14 protein-coding genes are annotated in these 17,459 nt (G+C 66.7%); 7 read left to right on the top strand and 7 right to left on the bottom strand.

The window, feature by feature from the left end; translation table 11 throughout:
* Window positions 1-46 precede the first annotated feature (46 nt).
* Window positions 47-955, bottom strand: coding sequence for a bifunctional methylenetetrahydrofolate dehydrogenase/methenyltetrahydrofolate cyclohydrolase FolD (gene folD, locus KY496_RS13645; RefSeq protein ID WP_051205037.1), 909 nt, complete (start codon window positions 953-955; stop codon window positions 47-49).
* A gap of 330 nt (window positions 956-1,285) precedes the next feature.
* On the opposite strand from folD, the gene aceE reads away from it, so the two are divergent.
* The 3 genes from aceE to lpdA all read left to right on the top strand — a co-directional run bounded on the left by aceE (window position 1,286) and on the right by lpdA (window position 7,598).
* Window positions 1,286-3,994, top strand: coding sequence for a pyruvate dehydrogenase (acetyl-transferring), homodimeric type (gene aceE / locus KY496_RS13640; protein WP_005665688.1), 2,709 nt, complete (start codon window positions 1,286-1,288; stop codon window positions 3,992-3,994).
* A 78-nt stretch (window positions 3,995-4,072) separates the two neighbouring features.
* Window positions 4,073-5,743 (top strand): dihydrolipoyllysine-residue acetyltransferase, encoded by a 1,671-nt coding sequence (aceF, locus tag KY496_RS13635; protein WP_219861100.1) that lies wholly within the window; start codon window positions 4,073-4,075, stop codon window positions 5,741-5,743.
* Between the two features lie 13 nt (window positions 5,744-5,756).
* Complete coding sequence (gene lpdA, locus KY496_RS13630; protein ID WP_219861098.1) at window positions 5,757-7,598, top strand: dihydrolipoyl dehydrogenase; 1,842 nt, start codon at window positions 5,757-5,759, stop codon at window positions 7,596-7,598.
* A 50-nt stretch (window positions 7,599-7,648) separates the two neighbouring features.
* Here lpdA and KY496_RS13625 read toward each other — a convergent pair whose 3' ends face one another.
* From KY496_RS13625 to KY496_RS13610, 4 genes are read right to left on the bottom strand one after another with little or no spacing between them, the layout of a single operon-like run.
* On the bottom strand, window positions 7,649-8,389 hold the full coding sequence (locus KY496_RS13625) for a LytTR family DNA-binding domain-containing protein (RefSeq protein WP_229520273.1): 741 nt from the start codon (window positions 8,387-8,389) through the stop codon (window positions 7,649-7,651).
* Window positions 8,390-8,409: 20 nt separating this feature from the next.
* A complete protein-coding gene (locus KY496_RS13620; RefSeq protein ID WP_219861096.1) occupies window positions 8,410-9,567 on the bottom strand; it encodes a sensor histidine kinase in 1,158 nt (385 codons plus the stop codon).
* Window positions 9,564-11,036: a carotenoid oxygenase family protein gene (locus tag KY496_RS13615; protein WP_219861094.1), complete on the bottom strand. Its 1,473-nt coding sequence runs from the start codon at window positions 11,034-11,036 to the stop codon at window positions 9,564-9,566. Before KY496_RS13615 ends, KY496_RS13620 begins: the two co-directional genes overlap by 4 nt.
* A 7-nt stretch (window positions 11,037-11,043) precedes the next feature.
* Window positions 11,044-11,454: a DUF2141 domain-containing protein gene (locus tag KY496_RS13610; protein ID WP_184237273.1), complete on the bottom strand. Its 411-nt coding sequence runs from the start codon at window positions 11,452-11,454 to the stop codon at window positions 11,044-11,046.
* 239 nt (window positions 11,455-11,693) lie between these two features.
* Here KY496_RS13610 and KY496_RS13605 point away from each other — a divergent pair, with 239 nt between their 5' ends.
* Entirely contained in the window at window positions 11,694-12,017 is a 324-nt protein-coding gene (locus KY496_RS13605; RefSeq protein WP_005665696.1) for a hypothetical protein, read from the top strand.
* Window positions 12,018-12,086: 69 nt separating this feature from the next.
* Here KY496_RS13605 and KY496_RS13600 read toward each other — a convergent pair whose 3' ends face one another.
* On the bottom strand, window positions 12,087-12,272 hold the full coding sequence (locus KY496_RS13600; RefSeq protein WP_005665700.1) for a hypothetical protein: 186 nt from the start codon (window positions 12,270-12,272) through the stop codon (window positions 12,087-12,089).
* Between the two features lie 130 nt (window positions 12,273-12,402).
* Complete coding sequence (locus KY496_RS13595; protein WP_184237276.1) at window positions 12,403-13,062, bottom strand: TetR/AcrR family transcriptional regulator; 660 nt, start codon at window positions 13,060-13,062, stop codon at window positions 12,403-12,405.
* A gap of 116 nt (window positions 13,063-13,178) precedes the next feature.
* Between KY496_RS13595 and KY496_RS13590 the strand changes: the two genes are divergently transcribed.
* From KY496_RS13590 to KY496_RS13580, 3 genes are read left to right on the top strand one after another with little or no spacing between them, the layout of a single operon-like run.
* The gene (locus KY496_RS13590) at window positions 13,179-14,330 is read left to right on the top strand and encodes an HlyD family secretion protein (protein ID WP_184237279.1); all 1,152 of its coding nucleotides are present in this window, start codon (window positions 13,179-13,181) and stop codon (window positions 14,328-14,330) included.
* A gap of 9 nt (window positions 14,331-14,339) precedes the next feature.
* Window positions 14,340-15,971, top strand: coding sequence for a DHA2 family efflux MFS transporter permease subunit (locus tag KY496_RS13585; protein ID WP_219861092.1), 1,632 nt, complete (start codon window positions 14,340-14,342; stop codon window positions 15,969-15,971).
* A 27-nt stretch (window positions 15,972-15,998) separates the two neighbouring features.
* Window positions 15,999-17,429: an efflux transporter outer membrane subunit gene (locus KY496_RS13580; protein WP_184237282.1), complete on the top strand. Its 1,431-nt coding sequence runs from the start codon at window positions 15,999-16,001 to the stop codon at window positions 17,427-17,429.
* Window positions 17,430-17,459 lie beyond the last annotated feature (30 nt).

Genomic DNA, 17,459 nt, shown 5'->3' with positions numbered 1-17,459 from the left:
GCAGATGCCATGGCAGCCAATGAGCGGCCATGGCGCCATGACGGGCTTACGCCAGGCCTGGTTTCGGTTCCATGCCCGACGCCTGGCCCGCCGGCGGCTGGCCGCTGGCGTGCACGCGCTCCGCGGACTCGAGGGTATTCATCAACAACATCGTGATCGTCATCGGACCGACGCCGCCAGGCACTGGAGTGATGTGCGACGCCACCTCGGACACGCCCGCGAAATCGACGTCGCCGCATAGCTTGCCCGCGTCGTCACGGTTCATGCCGACGTCGATCACGATCGCGCCCGGCTTGACCATCTCTGCGGTGAGGGTATTGCGGCGGCCGACGGCGGCCACGATCACGTCGGCCTGGCGGGTGTGGTAGCCCAGGTCCGGCGTTGCGCTATGGCAGATGGTGACGGTGGCGTTGGCTTGCAAGAGCAACAGGGCCATCGGCTTGCCGACGGTATTCGAGCGGCCGATCACCACTGCGTGCTTGCCGCGCAGGTCGATGCCGGTGGTCTCGATCAGCTTCATGCAGCCGTACGGGGTGCAGGGGCGAAAGCCCGGCAGGTTGGCCACCAGCTCGCCGGCCGACAGCACCGAATAGCCGTCGACGTCCTTGGCGGTCGAGATGGCCTCGATGACTTTCGACGGGTCGATGTGCTTCGGCAGCGGCATCTGCACCAGGATGCCATGGATGGCCGGGTCCGCGTTCAATGCTGCAATGCGGTCGAGCAGGGCTTGCTCGGAAAGGTCGGCCTCGTATTTCTCGAGCACCGAATGGAAGCCCACGTCGCCGCAGGCCTTCACCTTGTTGCGCACATAGACCTGGCTGGCCGGATCTTCGCCGACCAGGATCACGGCCAGGCCAGGCTGCTTGCCGGCGGCGGTGAGTTTGGCGGCGCGCGCGGCGATATCTTCGCGCAGTTGTTTGGAAAGGAGGACTCCGTCGATCAGTTGTGCAGGCATGGTGAAAGCTCGTCGCTGGGCAAAAAGAGAATTATACGGCCCACGCATGCAATCTCCTCCTTTCAGCGTATAAATGGGCCGTTTTTTGCCGCCGATCAGGCGCTCCGGTATACGATGTTCATTGATCGAAAATCCAATGTTTCTCTATGAAAATTGTGCACTTGCAGCATGGGATTTTATATTGTGAAATGCCATACCGTAATTTGAAAATGCCAAAATCCACTGGTAGAATCCATTGGTTTATCTAAAAAGATAGTCTGAAATTTCACCACTCGCCGCCAGCCTGCGCAGGGATCGGGTCGGGGCGCACCACTCTAGGAGACGCATGACATGTCAGCTCAACTCGACCAGTTGACCGCGCAAGCCGCCAATGATCCGGACGCGATCGAGACCAAGGAATGGCTCGATGCGCTGGAAGCGGTGATCGAACATGAAGGGACCGAGCGCGCCCATTACCTGATGGAGCGCCTGGTGGACCTGGCGCGCCGCCGTGGCGCCCACGTTCCGTTCTCGAGCAATACCGCCTACGTCAACACCATCCCGGCCCACCTGAACCAGAATTCGCCGGGCAATCTCGAATACGAAGAGCGCCTGCGCTCGTGGATGCGCTGGAACGCGATGGCGATGGTCGTCAAGGCCAACCGCGCCGACGGCGACCTGGGCGGCCACATCTCGTCCTTCGCCTCGCTGGCGAACATGCTGGGCACCGGCTTCAACCACTTCTGGCACGCCCCGACCGAAGACCACGGCGGCGACCTGCTGTACATCCAGGGCCACTCCTCGCCCGGCATCTACGCGCGCGCCTTCCTCGAAGGCCGCCTCTCCGAAGAGCAGCTGCTGAACTTCCGCCGCGAAGTCGACGGCAAGGGCCTGTCGTCGTACCCGCACCCGAAACTGATGCCGGACTTCTGGCAGTTCCCGACCGTGTCGATGGGCCTGGGCCCGCTGATGGCGATCTACCAGGCGCGCTTCCTGAAGTACCTGCACGCGCGCGGCATCGCCAAGACCGACAACCGCAAGGTCTGGGTCTTCTGCGGCGACGGCGAGATGGACGAGCCGGAATCGATGGGCGCGATCGGCATGGCCGCGCGCGAGCAGCTGGACAACCTGGTCATGGTCGTCAACTGCAATCTGCAGCGCCTGGACGGTCCGGTGCGCGGCAACGGCAAGATCATCCAGGAACTGGAAGCCGACTTCCGCGGCGCCGGCTGGAACGTCGTCAAGGTCATCTGGGGCTCGCAGTGGGATCCGCTGCTGTCGCAGGACAAGGAAGGCATCCTGCAGCGCGTGATGATGGAAACCGTCGACGGCGAATACCAGAACTACAAGGCCAAGGACGGCGCCTACGTGCGCAAGCACTTCTTCGGCAAGCATCCGAAGCTGCTCGAGATGGTCTCGAAGATGAGCGACGACGACATCTGGCGCCTGACCCGCGGCGGCCACGATCCGCACAAGATCTACGCCGCCTTCAAGAACGCGCAAGAAAACAAGGGTTCCCCGACCGTCCTGCTGGTCAAGACCGTCAAGGGCTTCGGCATGGGCAAGTCGGGCGAGGCGCGCAACACCGCGCACCAGACCAAGAAGCTGGACGACCAGGCGATCCGCGACATGCGCGACCGCTTCAATATCGCCATCCCCGACGACAAGCTGGCCGACATCCCGTTCTTCAAGCCGGCCGACGACGCGCCCGAGATGGTGTACCTGCACGAGCGCCGCAAGGCCCTGGGCGGCTACCTGCCGCAGCGCCGCGAGAAGGCCGACGAGCAGCTGACCGTGCCGAAGCTGGAATCGTTCAAGGGCGTGCTCGAGCCGACCCCTGAAGGCCGCGAGATCTCGACCACCCAGTCGTACGTGCGCGTGATCACCAGCCTGCTGAAGGACGAAAGCATCGGCCAGCGCATCGTGCCGATCCTGGTCGACGAATCGCGCACCTTCGGCATGGAAGGCCTGTTCCGCCAGATCGGCATCTTCAACCAGCAGGGCCAGTTGTACGAGCCGGTCGACCGCGACCAGGTGATGTACTACCGTGAAGACAAGGCAGGCCAGATCCTGCAAGAGGGCATCAACGAAGCGGGCGGCATGAGCTCGTGGATCGCGGCGGCGACTTCGTACTCGTCGAACAACCGCACGATGATCCCGTTCTACACCTTCTACTCGATGTTCGGCATGCAGCGCGTGGGCGACCTGGTCTGGCTGGCCGGCGACATCCGTGCGCGCGGCTTCCTGATGGGCGGCACCGCCGGCCGCACGACGCTGAACGGCGAAGGCCTGCAGCACGAAGATGGCCACAGCCACGTGATCGCCGCGACCGTGCCGAACTGCCTGCCGTATGACCCGACCTTCGGTCACGAAGTCGCCGTCATCATCCAGGACGGCCTGCGCCGCATGGTGGAAGAACAGGAAGACGTGTTCTACTACATCACCATCATGAACGAGAACTACTCGCATCCTGGCCTGAAGCCGGGCCAGGAAGAGGGCATCCTGAAGGGCATGTACCTGCTGCAGGAAGGCGCCGCGATCACTGGCGACAAACCTGCGCCGCGCGTGCAGCTGATCGGCTGCGGCACCATCCTGCGCGAGTCGATCTTCGCCGCCGAGCTGCTCAAGAACGACTGGGGCGTCGATGCGGACGTGTGGTCGGCGCCTTCGCTGACCCTGCTGGCGCGCGACGGCCAGGACGCCGAGCGCTGGAACATGGTCAACCCGGAACTGCCGCAGCGCGTGCCGTACGTGACTTCGCTGCTGCAGAACACCAGCGGCCCGATCGTCGCGACCACCGACTACATGCGCATGTTCGCCGAGCAGATCCGCGCCTTCATGCCGAAGGACCGCACCTATAAAGTGCTGGGCACCGACGGCTTCGGTCGCTCGGATTCGCGCGTCAAGCTGCGCGAGTTCTTCGAGGTGAACCGCTACTACGTCACGGTCGCCGCGCTGCGCGCCCTGGCCGACGAAGGCAAGATCGACCGCGCCATCGTGTCGCAGGCGATCGCCAAGTACGGCATCGACCAGAACAAGCCGAATCCGGTGACCCAGTAAATGCTCATGCAGGCCGTTTCTTCCTGTCGGAAGCGGCCTGCCTAGGCTAACTCGAATAAAAAATTTGGAGCTAACACTATGAGCGTTGTGGAAGTCAAAGTCCCCGATATCGGCGACTTCAAGGAAGTCGAAGTCATCGAACTGATGGTCAAGCCGGGCGACACCATCAAGGTCGACCAGTCGCTGGTGACCGTCGAGTCGGACAAGGCCAGCATGGAAATCCCGTCGAGCCATGCCGGCGTCGTGAAAGAGATCAAGGTGAAGGTCGGCGACAAGGTCGCCGAAGGTTCGCTGGTGCTGCTGCTCGAGGAAGCGGGCGGCGCCGCCGAAGCGCCTGCCGCCGCCGCTCCTGCGGCTGCTGAAAAACCGGCTGAAAAACCTGCCGAAGCGCCGGCCGCAGCCGCCCCAGCGGCATCCGGCGGCCCGGTCGACGTGACCGTGCCCGACATCGGCGACTTCAAGGAAGTCGAAGTCATCGAACTGATGGTCAAGGTCGGCGACACGATCAAGGTCGACCAGTCCCTGATCACGGTCGAGTCGGACAAGGCCAGCATGGAGATCCCGTCGAGCCATGCCGGCGTCGTGAAGGAACTGAAAGTGAAGGTCGGCGACAAGGTCGCCAAGGGCTCGCTGGTGCTGGTCGTGGAAGCGACCGGCGGCGCATCGGCTGCTCCTGCCGCCGCGCCCGCACCTGCCGCTGCCCCGGCAGCCGCACCTGCCGCTGCTCCAGCAGCTGCGCCAGCACCGGCGCCAGCACCGGCGCCAGCGCCTGCCGCAGCACCTGCGCCAGCCGCCGCGCCGGGCGTCACCGGCTCGAAAGCCCACGCCTCGCCATCGATCCGCAAGTTCGCGCGCGAACTGGGCGTCGACCTGGGCCGCGTGCCGGGGACCGGTCCGAAGGGCCGCATCACCCAGCAGGACGTGCAGACGTTCGTGAAGGGCGTGATGTCCGCGCCGGCCGCCGCTGCGCCTGCGGCAGCGGGTGGCGGCGCCGGCATCGGCGGCATCAGCCTGTTGCCATGGCCGTCGCTCGACTTCTCGAAATTCGGTCCGACCGAAACCGTGCCGCTGTCGCGCATCAAGAAGATCTCGGGCCCGAACCTGCATCGCAACTGGGTCATGATCCCGCACGTGACGCACTTCGACGAAGCCGACGTGACCGACCTGGAACAGTTCCGCGTCGATTCGAACGCCGCGCTGGCCAAGCAGAAGTCCGCCGTCAAGCTGACCATGCTGGCCTTCGTGATCAAGGCGAGCGTCGCCGCGCTCAAGAAATTCCCGCAATTTAATGCGTCGCTGTCGGAAGACGGCGCGGCCCTGATCACCAAGCAGTACTACAACATCGGCTTCGCGGCCGACACCCCGAACGGCCTGGTGGTCCCGGTCGTGAAGGATGCGGACAAGAAGACCATCTCGCAAATCGCCGTCGAAATGGGCGAGCTCTCGGGCCAGGCGCGCGAAGGCAAGCTGCCGCCGACCGCGATGCAGGGCGCGACCTTCACCATCTCGTCGCTGGGCGGCATCGGCGGCACCAACTTCACGCCGATCATCAACGCGCCGGAGCTGGCGATCCTGGGCCTGTCCAAGTCGGCGATGAAGCCGGTGTGGGACGGTTCGAGCTTCCAGCCGCGCCTGATGCTGCCGCTGTCGCTGTCGTACGACCACCGCGTGATCGACGGCGCCGGCGCCGCGCGCTTCGCCGCCTACCTGGCCGAAGTGCTGGCCGATATGCGCAAGACCCTTCTGTGATTGGAGCGCACTGATGAGCACTGTTGAAGTGAAAGTCCCGAACATCGGCGACTTCAAGGACGTCGAAGTGATCGAGCTGATGGTCAAGGCTGGCGACACGATCAAGGTCGACCAGTCCCTGATCACCGTCGAATCGGACAAGGCCAGCATGGAGATCCCGTCGACCCATGCCGGCGTGGTAAAGAACATCGCGGTCAAGGTCGGCGACAAGATCAACGAAGGCACGCTGCTGCTGACGGTCGAAGAGTCTGGCGCCGGCGCGCCGGCGGCCGACAAGCCGGCTGAAAAGCCGGCCGCGCAGATCGGTGCGCAAGCCGCGGCGCCGACCGCCGCCGCCGCGCCGACCGATTCGTATGCGCCGGCACACCCGGCGCCGGCCGCCCAGCCGGGCGCCGCGCCTGCGCCGAATGCGTCGAGCTACTCGGGCCAGGTCGACATCGAATGCGAGATGATGGTGCTGGGCGCCGGTCCTGGCGGCTATTCGGCCGCCTTCCGCGCCGCCGACCTCGGCATGAACACCGTGCTGGTCGAGAAGTACGCGACCCTGGGCGGCGTGTGCCTGAACGTCGGTTGCATTCCATCGAAGGCGCTGCTGCACGTGGCGCACATCATGGATGAAACCGCGCACATGGCCGACCTGGGCGTCTCGTTCGCCAAGCCGCAAGTCGACATCGACAAGCTGCGCGCGCACAAGGATGGCGTGATCAAGAAGATGACCGGCGGCCTGGCCTTCATGGCCAAGGCGCGCAAGGTCAATGTGGTGCAGGGCGTGGGCCAGTTCCTCTCCCCGAACCACATCGAAGTCACCGGTCCCGATGGCGGCAAGAAGGTCGTGGCCTTCAAGAAGGCGATCATCGCCGCCGGCTCGTCGGTGGTGAAGCTGCCGTTCGTGCCGGAAGATCCGCGCATCGTCGATTCCACCGGCGCGCTGGAACTGCGCCAGGTGCCGAAGAAGATGCTGGTCATCGGCGGCGGCATCATCGGCCTGGAAATGGCGACCGTCTATTCGACCCTCGGCGCGCGCATCGATGTGGTCGAGATGATGGATGGCCTGATGCAGGGCGCCGACCGCGAGGCGGTCAAGGTCTGGCAGAAGTTCAACGCCCACCGCTTCGATAACATCATGCTGAAAACCAAAACCGTCGGCGTGGAAGCGCTGCCGGAAGGGATCAAGGTCACCTTCGAAGCGGCCGAAGCCGGCGCCACTTCGCCGGAACCGCAGCTGTACGACCTGGTGCTGGTGGCCGTGGGCCGCAGCCCGAACGGCAAGAAGATCGCCGCGGACAAGGCCGGCGTGACGGTGAGCGATCGCGGTTTCATCGCGGTCGACAGCCAGATGCGCACCAATGTGCCGCACATCTTCGCCATCGGCGACCTGGTGGGCCAGCCGATGCTGGCGCACAAGGCGGTGCACGAGGCGCACGTGGCGGCCGAAGCAGCCCTGGACAAGAAGACCCACTTCGACGCCAAGGTGATCCCGTCGGTCGCCTACACCGATCCCGAAGTGGCATGGGTCGGCCTCACCGAGGACGAAGCCAAGCAGAAGGGCATCAAGGTCGAGAAGGGCCACTTCCCGTGGAACGCCAGCGGCCGCGCGGTCGCCAACGGCCGCGACGAAGGCTTCACCAAGCTGCTGTTCGATGCCGAGACCCACCGCATCGTCGGCGGCACCATCGTCGGCACCAATGCCGGCGACATGATCGGCGAGATCGCGCTGGCGATCGAGATGGGCGCGGACGGCGTGGACATCGGCAAGACCATCCACCCGCACCCGACCCTGGGCGAGTCGATCGGCATGGCGGCCGAGGCCTACGAAGGCGTCTGCACCGATTTGCCGCCGCCGAAGAAGCGTTGATCGCGGCAAGCGCATGACAGGAACGGGACCAGCGATGGTCCCGTTTTTTATTACATCTGCCGGAACACGTCCATGTAGTTGCGGCTCACCACCAGCTGCTCATCGCGCCCCTTGAGCTTCACATGCAAGCGCCCGCGAAAATCGGTGCGCGTGCCCGCCACGTGCCTTGCCGCCACGATCACCCCACGGTGGATCTGCCAGAACTGCTGCGGGTCCAATTGCTCCTTCAATTGCCGCAGCGGCGTGCGGATCAGGCTTTCGCCATCCGGCAGGAACACGCTGGTGTACTTGTCGTTGCTCTGGAAGTAGATCACTTCCTCGACCGCGATCAGGCGTGTCTCCTGGCCCGCCGCGGCGCGGATCCATTGCAGCGGCGCCGGCGCGGTCGGCGCAGCCGGAACGCCGGCCCCCAGCTGGCGCAGCAGCGCCTGCAGGGCGTCCGCCGGCAGCGCGGGCGCCGGCGCCGACAGCGCGGCGCGCAGTCGCTCGACGGTGCGCGCCAGCCGCTCCTGGCGTATCGGCTTCAGCAGATAATCGAAGGCCTCGTGCTCGAAGGCCTGGGCCGCATAGTGCTCGTGGGCGGTGGTGAACACCATGCGCGGAGGATTGCCGCCGGCGCACAGCCGCGCGGCCAGGTCGATCCCGGTCAGGCCCGGCATCTGGATGTCCAGGAACGCCACCTGCGGCGCCAGCTCGTCGATCAGGCGCAGCGCTTCGATGCCGTTCGGGGCGCGCACGATCTCGAGCCCGGGCCAGGCTTCGCGCAGCTGGGTGGCGAGATAGTCGAGCAAATGGGGTTCGTCGTCGGCGATCAGGGCAAGGCAGCGGTCGATGATGTCACCTCGGTGTGGGAAAGGGGGAGCAGCAGGCGCGCGACCACGCCGCCGCCGGGATTGTCGAGCAGCTCCAGGCGCGCGCCCGGCCCATGCAGCTGGCGCACACGCTCGCGCAGATTGGACAGGCCGACGCCGCCGCCGGGACGCGGCGGCGCGGCCACCAGCCCGCGCCCGCTGTCGCGCACCTCGACCCGCAACACGCCGTCGTCGACGGCGGCGCGCAGCACGATCTCGCCGCCGTCCACCTTGGGTTCCAGTCCGTGCATGACGGCGTTCTCGACCAGCGGCTGGATCAGCATCGGCGCGATCGGCAGCGCGCGGCAGGCGTTGTCCGCCTCGATGCGCCAGCGCAGGCGCTGGCCCATGCGCACGCCCAGCACGTCGAGATAGCTTGCCGCGAGATCCAGCTCGGCGCCGAGCGTGGCGCTGCCGGCGCGGCTGCCGGCCAGGCTGGCGCGCAGGTAGTCGATGAAGCGCTCCAGCATGCGCCGCGCCTGGGCCGGCTGGGTATCGATCAGGCTGACCACATTGGCCAGCGTGTTATACAGGAAGTGCGGCTCGATCTGGGCCTGCAGCGCGCGCAGCTGGGCCTCGGCCAGCAGCCGCGCCGTCGTGGCCAGCTCTTCCTGCTGGCGCGCATCGAATGTCTGGCGTTCGATGCGGCGTTCGCCGGCCACCAGGACCGCCATTATGGTCACGCCGATCATCAGACCGAAGGTCAGCTGTCCCCCGATCGCGCCGGTACTCAAGGTCGGCAGGGCGCCGCGCAGGATGGCGCCCGAGACGGCCAGGCCGAAGGCTGCGCACAGCGCAATCGCGGCCAGGTCGAGCAGGCGTGCGTTAAGCCGGCTGGTACTGGGCGGCAGCGTCACTTCCAGCACCCGCAGCGCGCCATGAATGGGGAAGCCGACGCAGTGCGACGCCAGCAGGCTGTAGCCGAACAGCGTGAGGAACGACGCGCGCCAGTTGCCGAAGGTGGTCAACGCCAGCGAGATCCCGAGCGCGATCAGCGTATTCCACAGCGCGGTATAGAGCAGGTCGCGCGCGGCCGAGCGCGGCCAGCGCCGGAATACCGGGAACAGTTCCAGCGGGTGGCTGCGCCTGTGCGCGGAGGTCGGAGCGGATAGTTTCATGCTGTTGAGAAATTACCATGAAAGCAGTGCGGTGCGCGATAGGGAAGTCGCGCCAGCGCCACCGGCCCATCCTTGACGCCGGCGGCGTCGAACACCGTCATCACCGTGACGCCGGCGCGCAAGTCCTGGGCCACGCCGACCAGGTAGCCATCGAGCTCCGAGCGCGCGTTGCGGCGCGGGACCAGCACGTGTTCCTCGACCTGCCAGCCGGCGCCGAAGACGTAACCATCGACCTTGCCGGTGTCAAGATCGACCAGGTTGACGCTGTCGAGCCGCAGGTCGGGCGAGGCGCCGCTGGCGCCCAGCAGGGCGAGGCGGCGGTGGCGCGCCATCGCCACCTGCGGCATCACGCGCGGGAATTCGCTGGCGCCGAACAGGCGCTCGGTGCGCGCCTGGCCGCCGGCATAGTCGAGCGTGACCTGCACGGTGCGGCTGCGCGGCGGCGTATGCTCCCCGCGCATCACGCTGCCCACCCCGGCCAGCGCGTCGCCCTCGTGCAGCACCACGTCGAAGCGGGTGCAGTCGCCGTCTTCCCAGGCATTCCCGAAGTGGAACACCATCGTTGGCGGCAGTTCGAAGACCTGGCGCAGCGCCAGCGTGTCCTTGGCGATCACGATCACCCGCGCCGCACGTTCACTGTTCCAGACATGGCGGTCGGCGAAACTCAGGCGCGCATCGTTCCGCAGATCGTAGGGTGGCACGACGAAGATCAGGTGCTTTGCGCTCACCACGAAATCATGCACCATCGCCAGTTGCGGCACCGGCAGCAGGGCGGTGCGCAGCACCTGGCCCCGGGCGCCGATCTGGTACAGCGCCAGGCGGTTGGCGCCGGGCAGCGTGCCGAAGTTCCACATGCCGCCCTGCGGATCGAGCTTGGGGTGGGCCGAGAACGGCATCGCGCGCAGTTCGTCACTCCAGGTCTTGATGCCGCGCGTGGCCAGCGACTCCGGATCGAGTTCGGTCGCCGAGCCGCCTTCCCACAACGCATACAGCCGGCCGTCGAACGGCAGCAGATTGGTGTTGGCGGCGTTCATGGTGTCGTTGTCGCGCACGCCCCGGCGCGTCACGAGCGTGCCGAAGGCCGGATACAGGAACTGGCCGGCCGCGCTTTCTTCGACGTAGCGCTGGGTCTCGACGAAGCGGCCCCGGTGGCGCACCTTGCCGTCGGCCACGGTCCAGGCCTGGGCGAAGCCGTCGCCGTCGAACCAGTGGTGATAGCGTTCGCCTTTCATCTCGAAGCGGCCCGGCCCGTTGCGGTAGAAGGTGCCGCGCAGGTCGCGCGGCAGGCGGCCCTTGACGAGGGCGTCGCCTTGCTGGCTGCCAGCCTGGTTGGCGTAGACCGCCAGCGACGGGTCGCGCGCCAGGGCGGCGTGGAAGCGTTGGTAGGTGGCCTCGTCGGCGCGGACCGCCGGGGCGAGGGCGAGGGCGCCGAGTGCGGCGCCGGTATGCAAAAAGGAGCGGCGGTCCATATCGGCCTCAGCGCAGGGTGATGCGGGTGGCGCTGCCGCCAGGCGGCAGGTCGATGCGGGCAGCCTCGAAGGCCGGCGGCCCCATATTGCCCAGCGCATCGTTGCTGAAGCCGGTCGCCTCGACCGGGATGCCCATCATGTTCTGGTCCAGCTTGCCGTTGTCGTTGGCGTCATGGTAGGCGGCGATGGCGTACTGGCCGGCGGCCAGGTCCTTGAGCGCGAAGGTGGCGCCGCCATCCCGGACGGGCGCGCTGGCGCTGTGCAGCGGGCGCTTGAGGAAGCGGTCGGCGCTGTCGAACAGGGCGATCTTCACGCTGCCGCCGTCGCCGCGCGCGCCGTCGACCTGGATCGACAGGTCGGCGGCGTGGCTGGCGGCGGCGCTGGACAGCAGGGCAAGCAGAAGGGCAAGGCGGTGCATGAAAGTCTCCGTTGAGTGGTCGATAGGGCCATTCTGGAAGAGCGAACCGCGCCCCGCCGCGCTGTGCGACGAAGCGGCGCCAGGCGGCGCGAAATGCACGGATACGGCGCGAATCGTCATCAAGGGAAGGCGCCACGTGCGCCGCTTGCCAGCGCCTGGCAAAAGCCTATGATGAGGGAGTACGGCGGGAAATGCGGCGGCAAGCCGACTTGCCGCGCCCGCGTTCAGAGGAGGGCAAGATGGACGAGCACTGCAACGAGTACGTCGGGACCGTCTACGTGTTACCGGAAACCCGCTGTTTCGAACTCCATACCACGGTCCACGGCGCGCCGGCGACCATCTGCGGCACGGTGTCCCAGCTGCTGGCCTCGCAGTTCAGCCAGTACGTGCCGGGCGCCATCGGCACCGTCGATCCGCAGCAGGTGGCGGTGCGGCCGCGCCGGGTCGAGGTGCTGACCCGCGAACTGCACGAGCGCCACCGGGCGCCGCGCAAGGTGCACCTGCTCACGCGCGTGCATGACGTCGAAGAGCAGGCCAGGCCGGTGCCCGTGTCGGCCGTCTGACGAGCACCATAAAAATGAAAATGCCGCCCGGCTTGCACCGGACGGCATTGTTTTGGAGGCGACTTTGCTTCAGCTAAAGCTGACGAAGCGCTCCGGGATATCGATCGTGCCGGCCTTGGCGGCGGCGGCATAGGACCGCATTTCAGCGATCACGGCTTCCATCTGGTCGGCGCCAGGGTTTTCGATAAAGTTTTTCATGCGTTCTTGCAGCGATGCCTGTTGATCACGCCATTCGTATCTGGACGACTTGCTCATGCTTTCTCCTCGCGGTCTCACCGCTGTTATTGATATTCACGACACCCTCTGTGAAGGCTTACAGAGTGCCACAAAAATGCCCGTTGTGTCCGTGCGATGCCGCACTTAGTCATCCAGCTCTCATGATTATTTAACAGTTCTTCAGAACGCTGGCATAAAACAGCTCGAGACGCGCCGCCAGCTCGCGCCGCGCCTCCTCGCGCGTGGGTTGGGTGTCGGGGAACAAGAAGCGCCCGATCGGATCGCCGCAGATGCAGCCGATCAGATGGATCGGCAGCAATTCCAGCGGCACCTCCTCGCGCAGCTGGCTACGGATGTCCGGGCGCGAAAAGAAGCGGTACAGCATCTCGCGCGTCAGGCGCGGCCCGCCCTCATAGAAAGCCTTCGCCAGTTCCGGATTGCTGGCGGCTTCGGCGATCACCACGCGCTGCATGGCCATCGTATCGGGGTCGACCAGCAGATCGTAGAAGTCGCGCGCGAAGTCGTCGACGATCGCGCGCAGCGGCCGGGTGTCGGCGTCCATGCTGTGTCCGGCAAACAGGCGTTCGCGCCGTGAGGCGAGCACGGCCTTGAGCAGGCCGGCCTTGCCGCCGAACTTCACATAGATCGTGCGCACCGCCACCCGCGCCTCGCGGGCGATGGCTTCCAGGCTGACCTTGGTATAGCCATGGCGCAGGATGAGGCAGCCCGCGGCCTCGATCAATTCCTGGGTACGGGCCTCGACTTCCGACGCCTTCGGGCGGCCGGCGGATTTGACGGTCGCCGGGGTTTCACTCTGTGCTTTGCTCATGGCAAGGACTCTAGTGCAAACCAAAATGAAACGCAACCGTTTCATTTCTTGACTTCCCCGTGTTGCTGGCAAATAATGCGATGAATCCATTTCATTTCATTTTCCGGAGCTTTTCCATGGCAGAGATGCACAGCACGGCAGGGCAGGCGCCCGCGGCACAGACCCCAGCGGGCGCGGCGCCAGGCAGCGGGCCCGGCAAGAGCGCGCCCAACAAGCGCGTGCTGGTCGTCGTCGGCCTGATCGCGCTGGCCGCGATCGGCGCCGGCGGACGCATGTGGTACCGCAGCCATCACTTCGTCGAGACCGAAAATGCCTATGTCACCGGGCGCGTGCACCAGGTGTCGTCGCGCGTGGCCGGCGTGGTCACCAAGGTCCTGGTGGACGACAACCAGCTGGTGAAGGCGGGCGACACGATCGCCGAGCTGGACCCGGTCGACCACGCCGTGCGCGTCGAGCAGATCGAAGCCCAGATCGCCAGCATGCAGCAGCAGCTCAAGCAGGCCGAGGCGCAGATCGAGCAGGTGCGCGCCCAGGCCGCCGGCGCTAGCGCCCAGGTCAAGCAGTCCCAGGCCCAGCTGCTGCGGGCGCGCCAGGACGCCGAACGCTTCGGCCAGCTGTACAACGAGACCATGAAGGCGGTCTCGAAGGCCGAGGTGGATGCCTCGAACGCCGCGCGCGACGCCGCCGTGGCCGACCTGGCCGCGCGCCGCGACAACGCCGCCGCGGCGCAAGCCCAGATCGGCGCTGCCGAGGCGGGCCGCGACGTGCTCAAGGCGCAGGTCAAGGTATTGCAGGCGCAGTGGAAGGAAGCGCAGCAGCAGCTGGCCTACAACCGCATCGTGGCGCCGGTGGACGGCCGCGTCGGCCGCCGCAGCGTCGAAGTCGGCGCCCGCGTGCAGCCGGGCCAGGCGATGCTGGCCGTGGTCGAGGACAACGTCTGGGTGGTCGCCAACTTCAAGGAAACCCAGCTCGCCGGCCTGGCGCCGGGACAGATGGTCAATCTCGAGGTCGACGCGCTGCCCGAGCATCACCTGGTGGGCCGCGTGGACAGCTTCGCCCCGGCCTCGGGCAACCAGTTCGCGCTGCTGCCGGCCGATAACGCGACCGGCAACTTCACCAAGATCGTGCAGCGCGTGCCGGTCAAGATCACGCTCGACCCGCAGGACGTGAAAAAATACGCCGGCCGCCTGGTGCCCGGCATGTCGGTGGTGGCCGAGGTCGAACTGGGCCAGGACGTCAAGCCGACCCAGACCGCCGCCGCGCACTAAGCGCTTGCCATGACGACCCTGAGCAAACCCGCCGCAGCCGGCCCGACATCGGGGGCAGTCCCCGGCGCGCCTGCGAATGGCGCCGCGGCCTTGCGCGGCCCGGTGGACCTGCGCACCTGGATCGCGATCGCCGCCGGCATGCTGGGCGCCTTCATGGCGGTGCTCGACATCCAGATCACCAACTCTTCGCTGCGCGACATCCTCGGCACCCTGTCGGCCACGCAGGAAGAAGGCTCATGGATCTCGACCGCCTACCTGTGCGCCGAGATCGTCGTGATCCCGCTGACGGCGCTGTTCACGCGCGCCTTCGGCGTGCGCAACTACATGATCGGCACCACCGCGCTGTTCCTGGTGTTCTCGACCCTGTGCGGCGCGGCCTGGAGCCTGGAGAGCATGATCGTGTTCCGCATGCTGCAGGGCTTCACCGGCGGCGCGCTGATCCCGATGGCGATGACCCTGGTGATGACCTTGCTGCCGCCGTCGAAGCGCGCCACCGGCATGGCCATCTTCGGCCTGACCGCGACCCTGGCGCCGGCCATGGGCCCGACCCTGGGCGGCTATTTGTCGGAGCTGTATGGCTGGCCGTCGATCTTCTACATCAACTGGGTGCCGGGCGTGCTGCTCATCGTCGGCATGGCCTGGGGCCTGAATCCCGAGAAGGCCAACCTCAGGACGCTGGTGAAGGCCGACTGGCTCGGCATCGCGCTGATGGCGATGGGCCTGGCCTGCCTGACGATCTTCCTGGAAGAGGGCAATTCGAAGGACTGGTTCGATTCGAGCTTCATCGTGACCTTCGCCGCGCTCTCGCTCACGGGCCTGCTGGGCTGGGTGGCGCTGAGCTTCTCGAAGCCGGAACCGTTCGTCAACCTGCGCCTCTACGGCCAGCGTAACTTCCTGGTGGCGACCACGCTGTCGGCGGTGATCGGCATGGGCCTGTATGGTTCCTCTTACCTGTTGCCGCTGTACCTGGGCCAGATCGCCGGTTACACGCCGATGCAGATCGGCGAAGTGATCGCCTGGGTCGGCCTGCCGCAATTGCTGGTGATGCCGTTCGCGGCCAAGCTGTCCTCGAAAGTGGACAACCGCATCCTGTGCAGCTTCGGCCTGTTCATGTTCGGCATCTCGTGCATCATGAATTCGTTCATGGACGCCACCACCGGCTACGACCAGCTGATGTGGACGCAAGTCGTGCGCGCCATCGGCCAGCCGTTCGTGATGCTGACCCTGTCGAACTTCGCGATGTCCGGCCTGTCGCCGCGCGACATGGGCTCGGCCTCGAGCCTGTTCAACATGACCCGCAACCTGGGCGGCTCGATCGGCATCGCGCTCCTGGCGACCTCGCTCACCAACCGCGAACACTTCCACTCGGCGCGCCTGGGCGAAGCGGTCTCCAGCTATGCGCCCGCGACCCAGGAACGCCTCGATGTGCTGACCCAGGGCTTCATCGCCAAGGGCATCGATCCCGCCAGCGCCGCCGATCAGGCGCTCGCCGTGGTCGACCGCCTGGTGCGGCGCGAAGCCTATGTGATGGCCTATAACGACGGCTTCTGGATCATCGGCATGATCCTGCTCGGCTGCATCGCGGCGATCTGGATGGCCGACAAGGTCAAGTCGCCTGGCGGTGGTGGCGGTGGCCACTGATATTGAATTCGAATGAAGAGATCAACCATGTTCAAACCTCTCGCCACCGTCATCGCGATCGGCGTACTGCTCGCCGGCTGCACCACGCTCGGCCCGGACTTCAAGGCGCCGGACGCGCCGGCGCAATCTGCGTTCCGCCATCTCGACGCGGGCAGCGACAGCGCGCGCCTGCCGGCCGCCTGGTGGACCGTGTTCCATGACGCCACCCTCGACAGCCTGGAGGCGCGCGCGCTGCGCGACAATCCGGGCGTGCAGGCCGCGGCCCAGCGCCTGCTGCAGGCGCAGGCGCAACTCGGCGTGGTGCGCGCCGGCCAGCTGCCGAGCGTCTCGCTCGGCGCGGGCGTGTCCAATAGCCGGACCTCGGCCGAAACGTCGCAGGGCCTGGCCCTGGGCGGGCGCTCGATCGAGGGCAATAACTATAGCGTCGGCGCGTCGCTGTCGTATGAGCTCGACCTGTGGGGCCGCGTGCGCCGCGTCGTCGAGGCCAGCGATGCGCAGGCGCTGGCGGCGCAGATTGATCGCGACGGCGTGATCCTGCTGCTGTCGAGCCAGGTCGCGTCGTCGTACTGGCAGCTGCGCGGCCTGGATGCCGAGCGGGCGATCCTGGAGGACGCCCTGGCCACGCGGCGCGAGTCGCAGCAACTGGTCGAGGCCCGCTTCAATGCCGGCCTGTCGAACGAGCTGGACGTGTCGCGCGCGCGCATCGAGCGCGCCAACGCCGAAGCCGACCTGCACGAAGTGCAGCGCCAGCGCAACCTGGTGGAACACACGCTGGCCACGCTGGTGGGCAGCACGCCCAGCGCGCCGTTGCTGGCGGCAGCGGACGTGCGACTGCCGCAGCCGCCCGCGATTCCCGTCGGCCTGCCGGCCAGCCTGGTGGGCCAGCGGCCCGACCTGGCGGCCAGCGTGGCGCAGCTGAAGGCGGCCAACGCCCAGATCGGCGTGGCCGAAGGCGCCTTCTATCCGGCGCTGTCGCTGACCGGGAATTTCGGCTATGCCTCGCAAAGCCTGAACGACCTGACGAGCGGCGGTGCGCGCCAGTTCTCGGCCGGCCCGCTGGCGCTGTCGCTGCCGATCTTCGATGGCGGACGCAATCGCGCCAACCTGGCGCTCGCCAGGGCGCGCTACGACGAGGCGGTGGCCAACCACCAGACGACATTGTTGACGGCGCTGCGCGAGGTCGAAGACGCGCTGTCCGACCTGCAGCAACGCCAGAAGCAGGGAGACGTGCAAGCGCAGTCGCAGGAGGCCGCGGCGCGCGCGCTGCTGGTGGCGCAGGCGCGCTACGAGCGCGGCGTGTCGACCTATCTCGACGTGACCGACGCCCAGCGCAGCACGCTGGCGGCGGACCGCGCCGCGGCCCAGATCCGCACCCAGCGCCTGCTGGCGACGGTGGCGGTGGCGCGCGCGCTCGGCGGCGGTTGGGAGCAGGGAGAGGCGCTGGCGACGGTGCGATAATGGTCCGGTTGTCATCCACGACCCGAGAGA

The organism is Massilia sp. NP310 (genome assembly GCF_019443485.1).
Classification (GTDB): domain Bacteria; phylum Pseudomonadota; class Gammaproteobacteria; order Burkholderiales; family Burkholderiaceae_D; genus Telluria; species Telluria timonae.
The sequence above is the reverse complement of the archived record's forward strand: the minus strand, read 5'-3'. Positions and strand labels throughout refer to the sequence as shown.

What these genes read in the sequence shown, in the direction of transcription:
- KY496_RS13585 (WP_219861092.1), top strand. Translation starts at nt 14,340, where the DNA reads ATGACGACCCTGAGCAAACCCGCCGCAGCCGGCCCGACATCGGGGGCA.
- folD (WP_051205037.1), bottom strand. Translation starts at nt 955, where the DNA reads ATGCCTGCACAACTGATCGACGGAGTCCTCCTTTCCAAACAACTGCGC.
- aceE (WP_005665688.1), top strand. Translation starts at nt 1,286, where the DNA reads ATGTCAGCTCAACTCGACCAGTTGACCGCGCAAGCCGCCAATGATCCG.
- KY496_RS13590 (WP_184237279.1), top strand. Translation starts at nt 13,179, where the DNA reads ATGGCAGAGATGCACAGCACGGCAGGGCAGGCGCCCGCGGCACAGACC.
- KY496_RS13580 (WP_184237282.1), top strand. Translation starts at nt 15,999, where the DNA reads ATGTTCAAACCTCTCGCCACCGTCATCGCGATCGGCGTACTGCTCGCC.
- KY496_RS13610 (WP_184237273.1), bottom strand. Translation starts at nt 11,454, where the DNA reads ATGCACCGCCTTGCCCTTCTGCTTGCCCTGCTGTCCAGCGCCGCCGCC.
- KY496_RS13615 (WP_219861094.1), bottom strand. Translation starts at nt 11,036, where the DNA reads ATGGACCGCCGCTCCTTTTTGCATACCGGCGCCGCACTCGGCGCCCTC.
- KY496_RS13595 (WP_184237276.1), bottom strand. Translation starts at nt 13,062, where the DNA reads ATGAGCAAAGCACAGAGTGAAACCCCGGCGACCGTCAAATCCGCCGGC.
- aceF (WP_219861100.1), top strand. Translation starts at nt 4,073, where the DNA reads ATGAGCGTTGTGGAAGTCAAAGTCCCCGATATCGGCGACTTCAAGGAA.
- KY496_RS13600 (WP_005665700.1), bottom strand. Translation starts at nt 12,272, where the DNA reads ATGAGCAAGTCGTCCAGATACGAATGGCGTGATCAACAGGCATCGCTG.
- KY496_RS13605 (WP_005665696.1), top strand. Translation starts at nt 11,694, where the DNA reads ATGGACGAGCACTGCAACGAGTACGTCGGGACCGTCTACGTGTTACCG.
- lpdA (WP_219861098.1), top strand. Translation starts at nt 5,757, where the DNA reads ATGAGCACTGTTGAAGTGAAAGTCCCGAACATCGGCGACTTCAAGGAC.
- KY496_RS13620 (WP_219861096.1), bottom strand. Translation starts at nt 9,567, where the DNA reads ATGAAACTATCCGCTCCGACCTCCGCGCACAGGCGCAGCCACCCGCTG.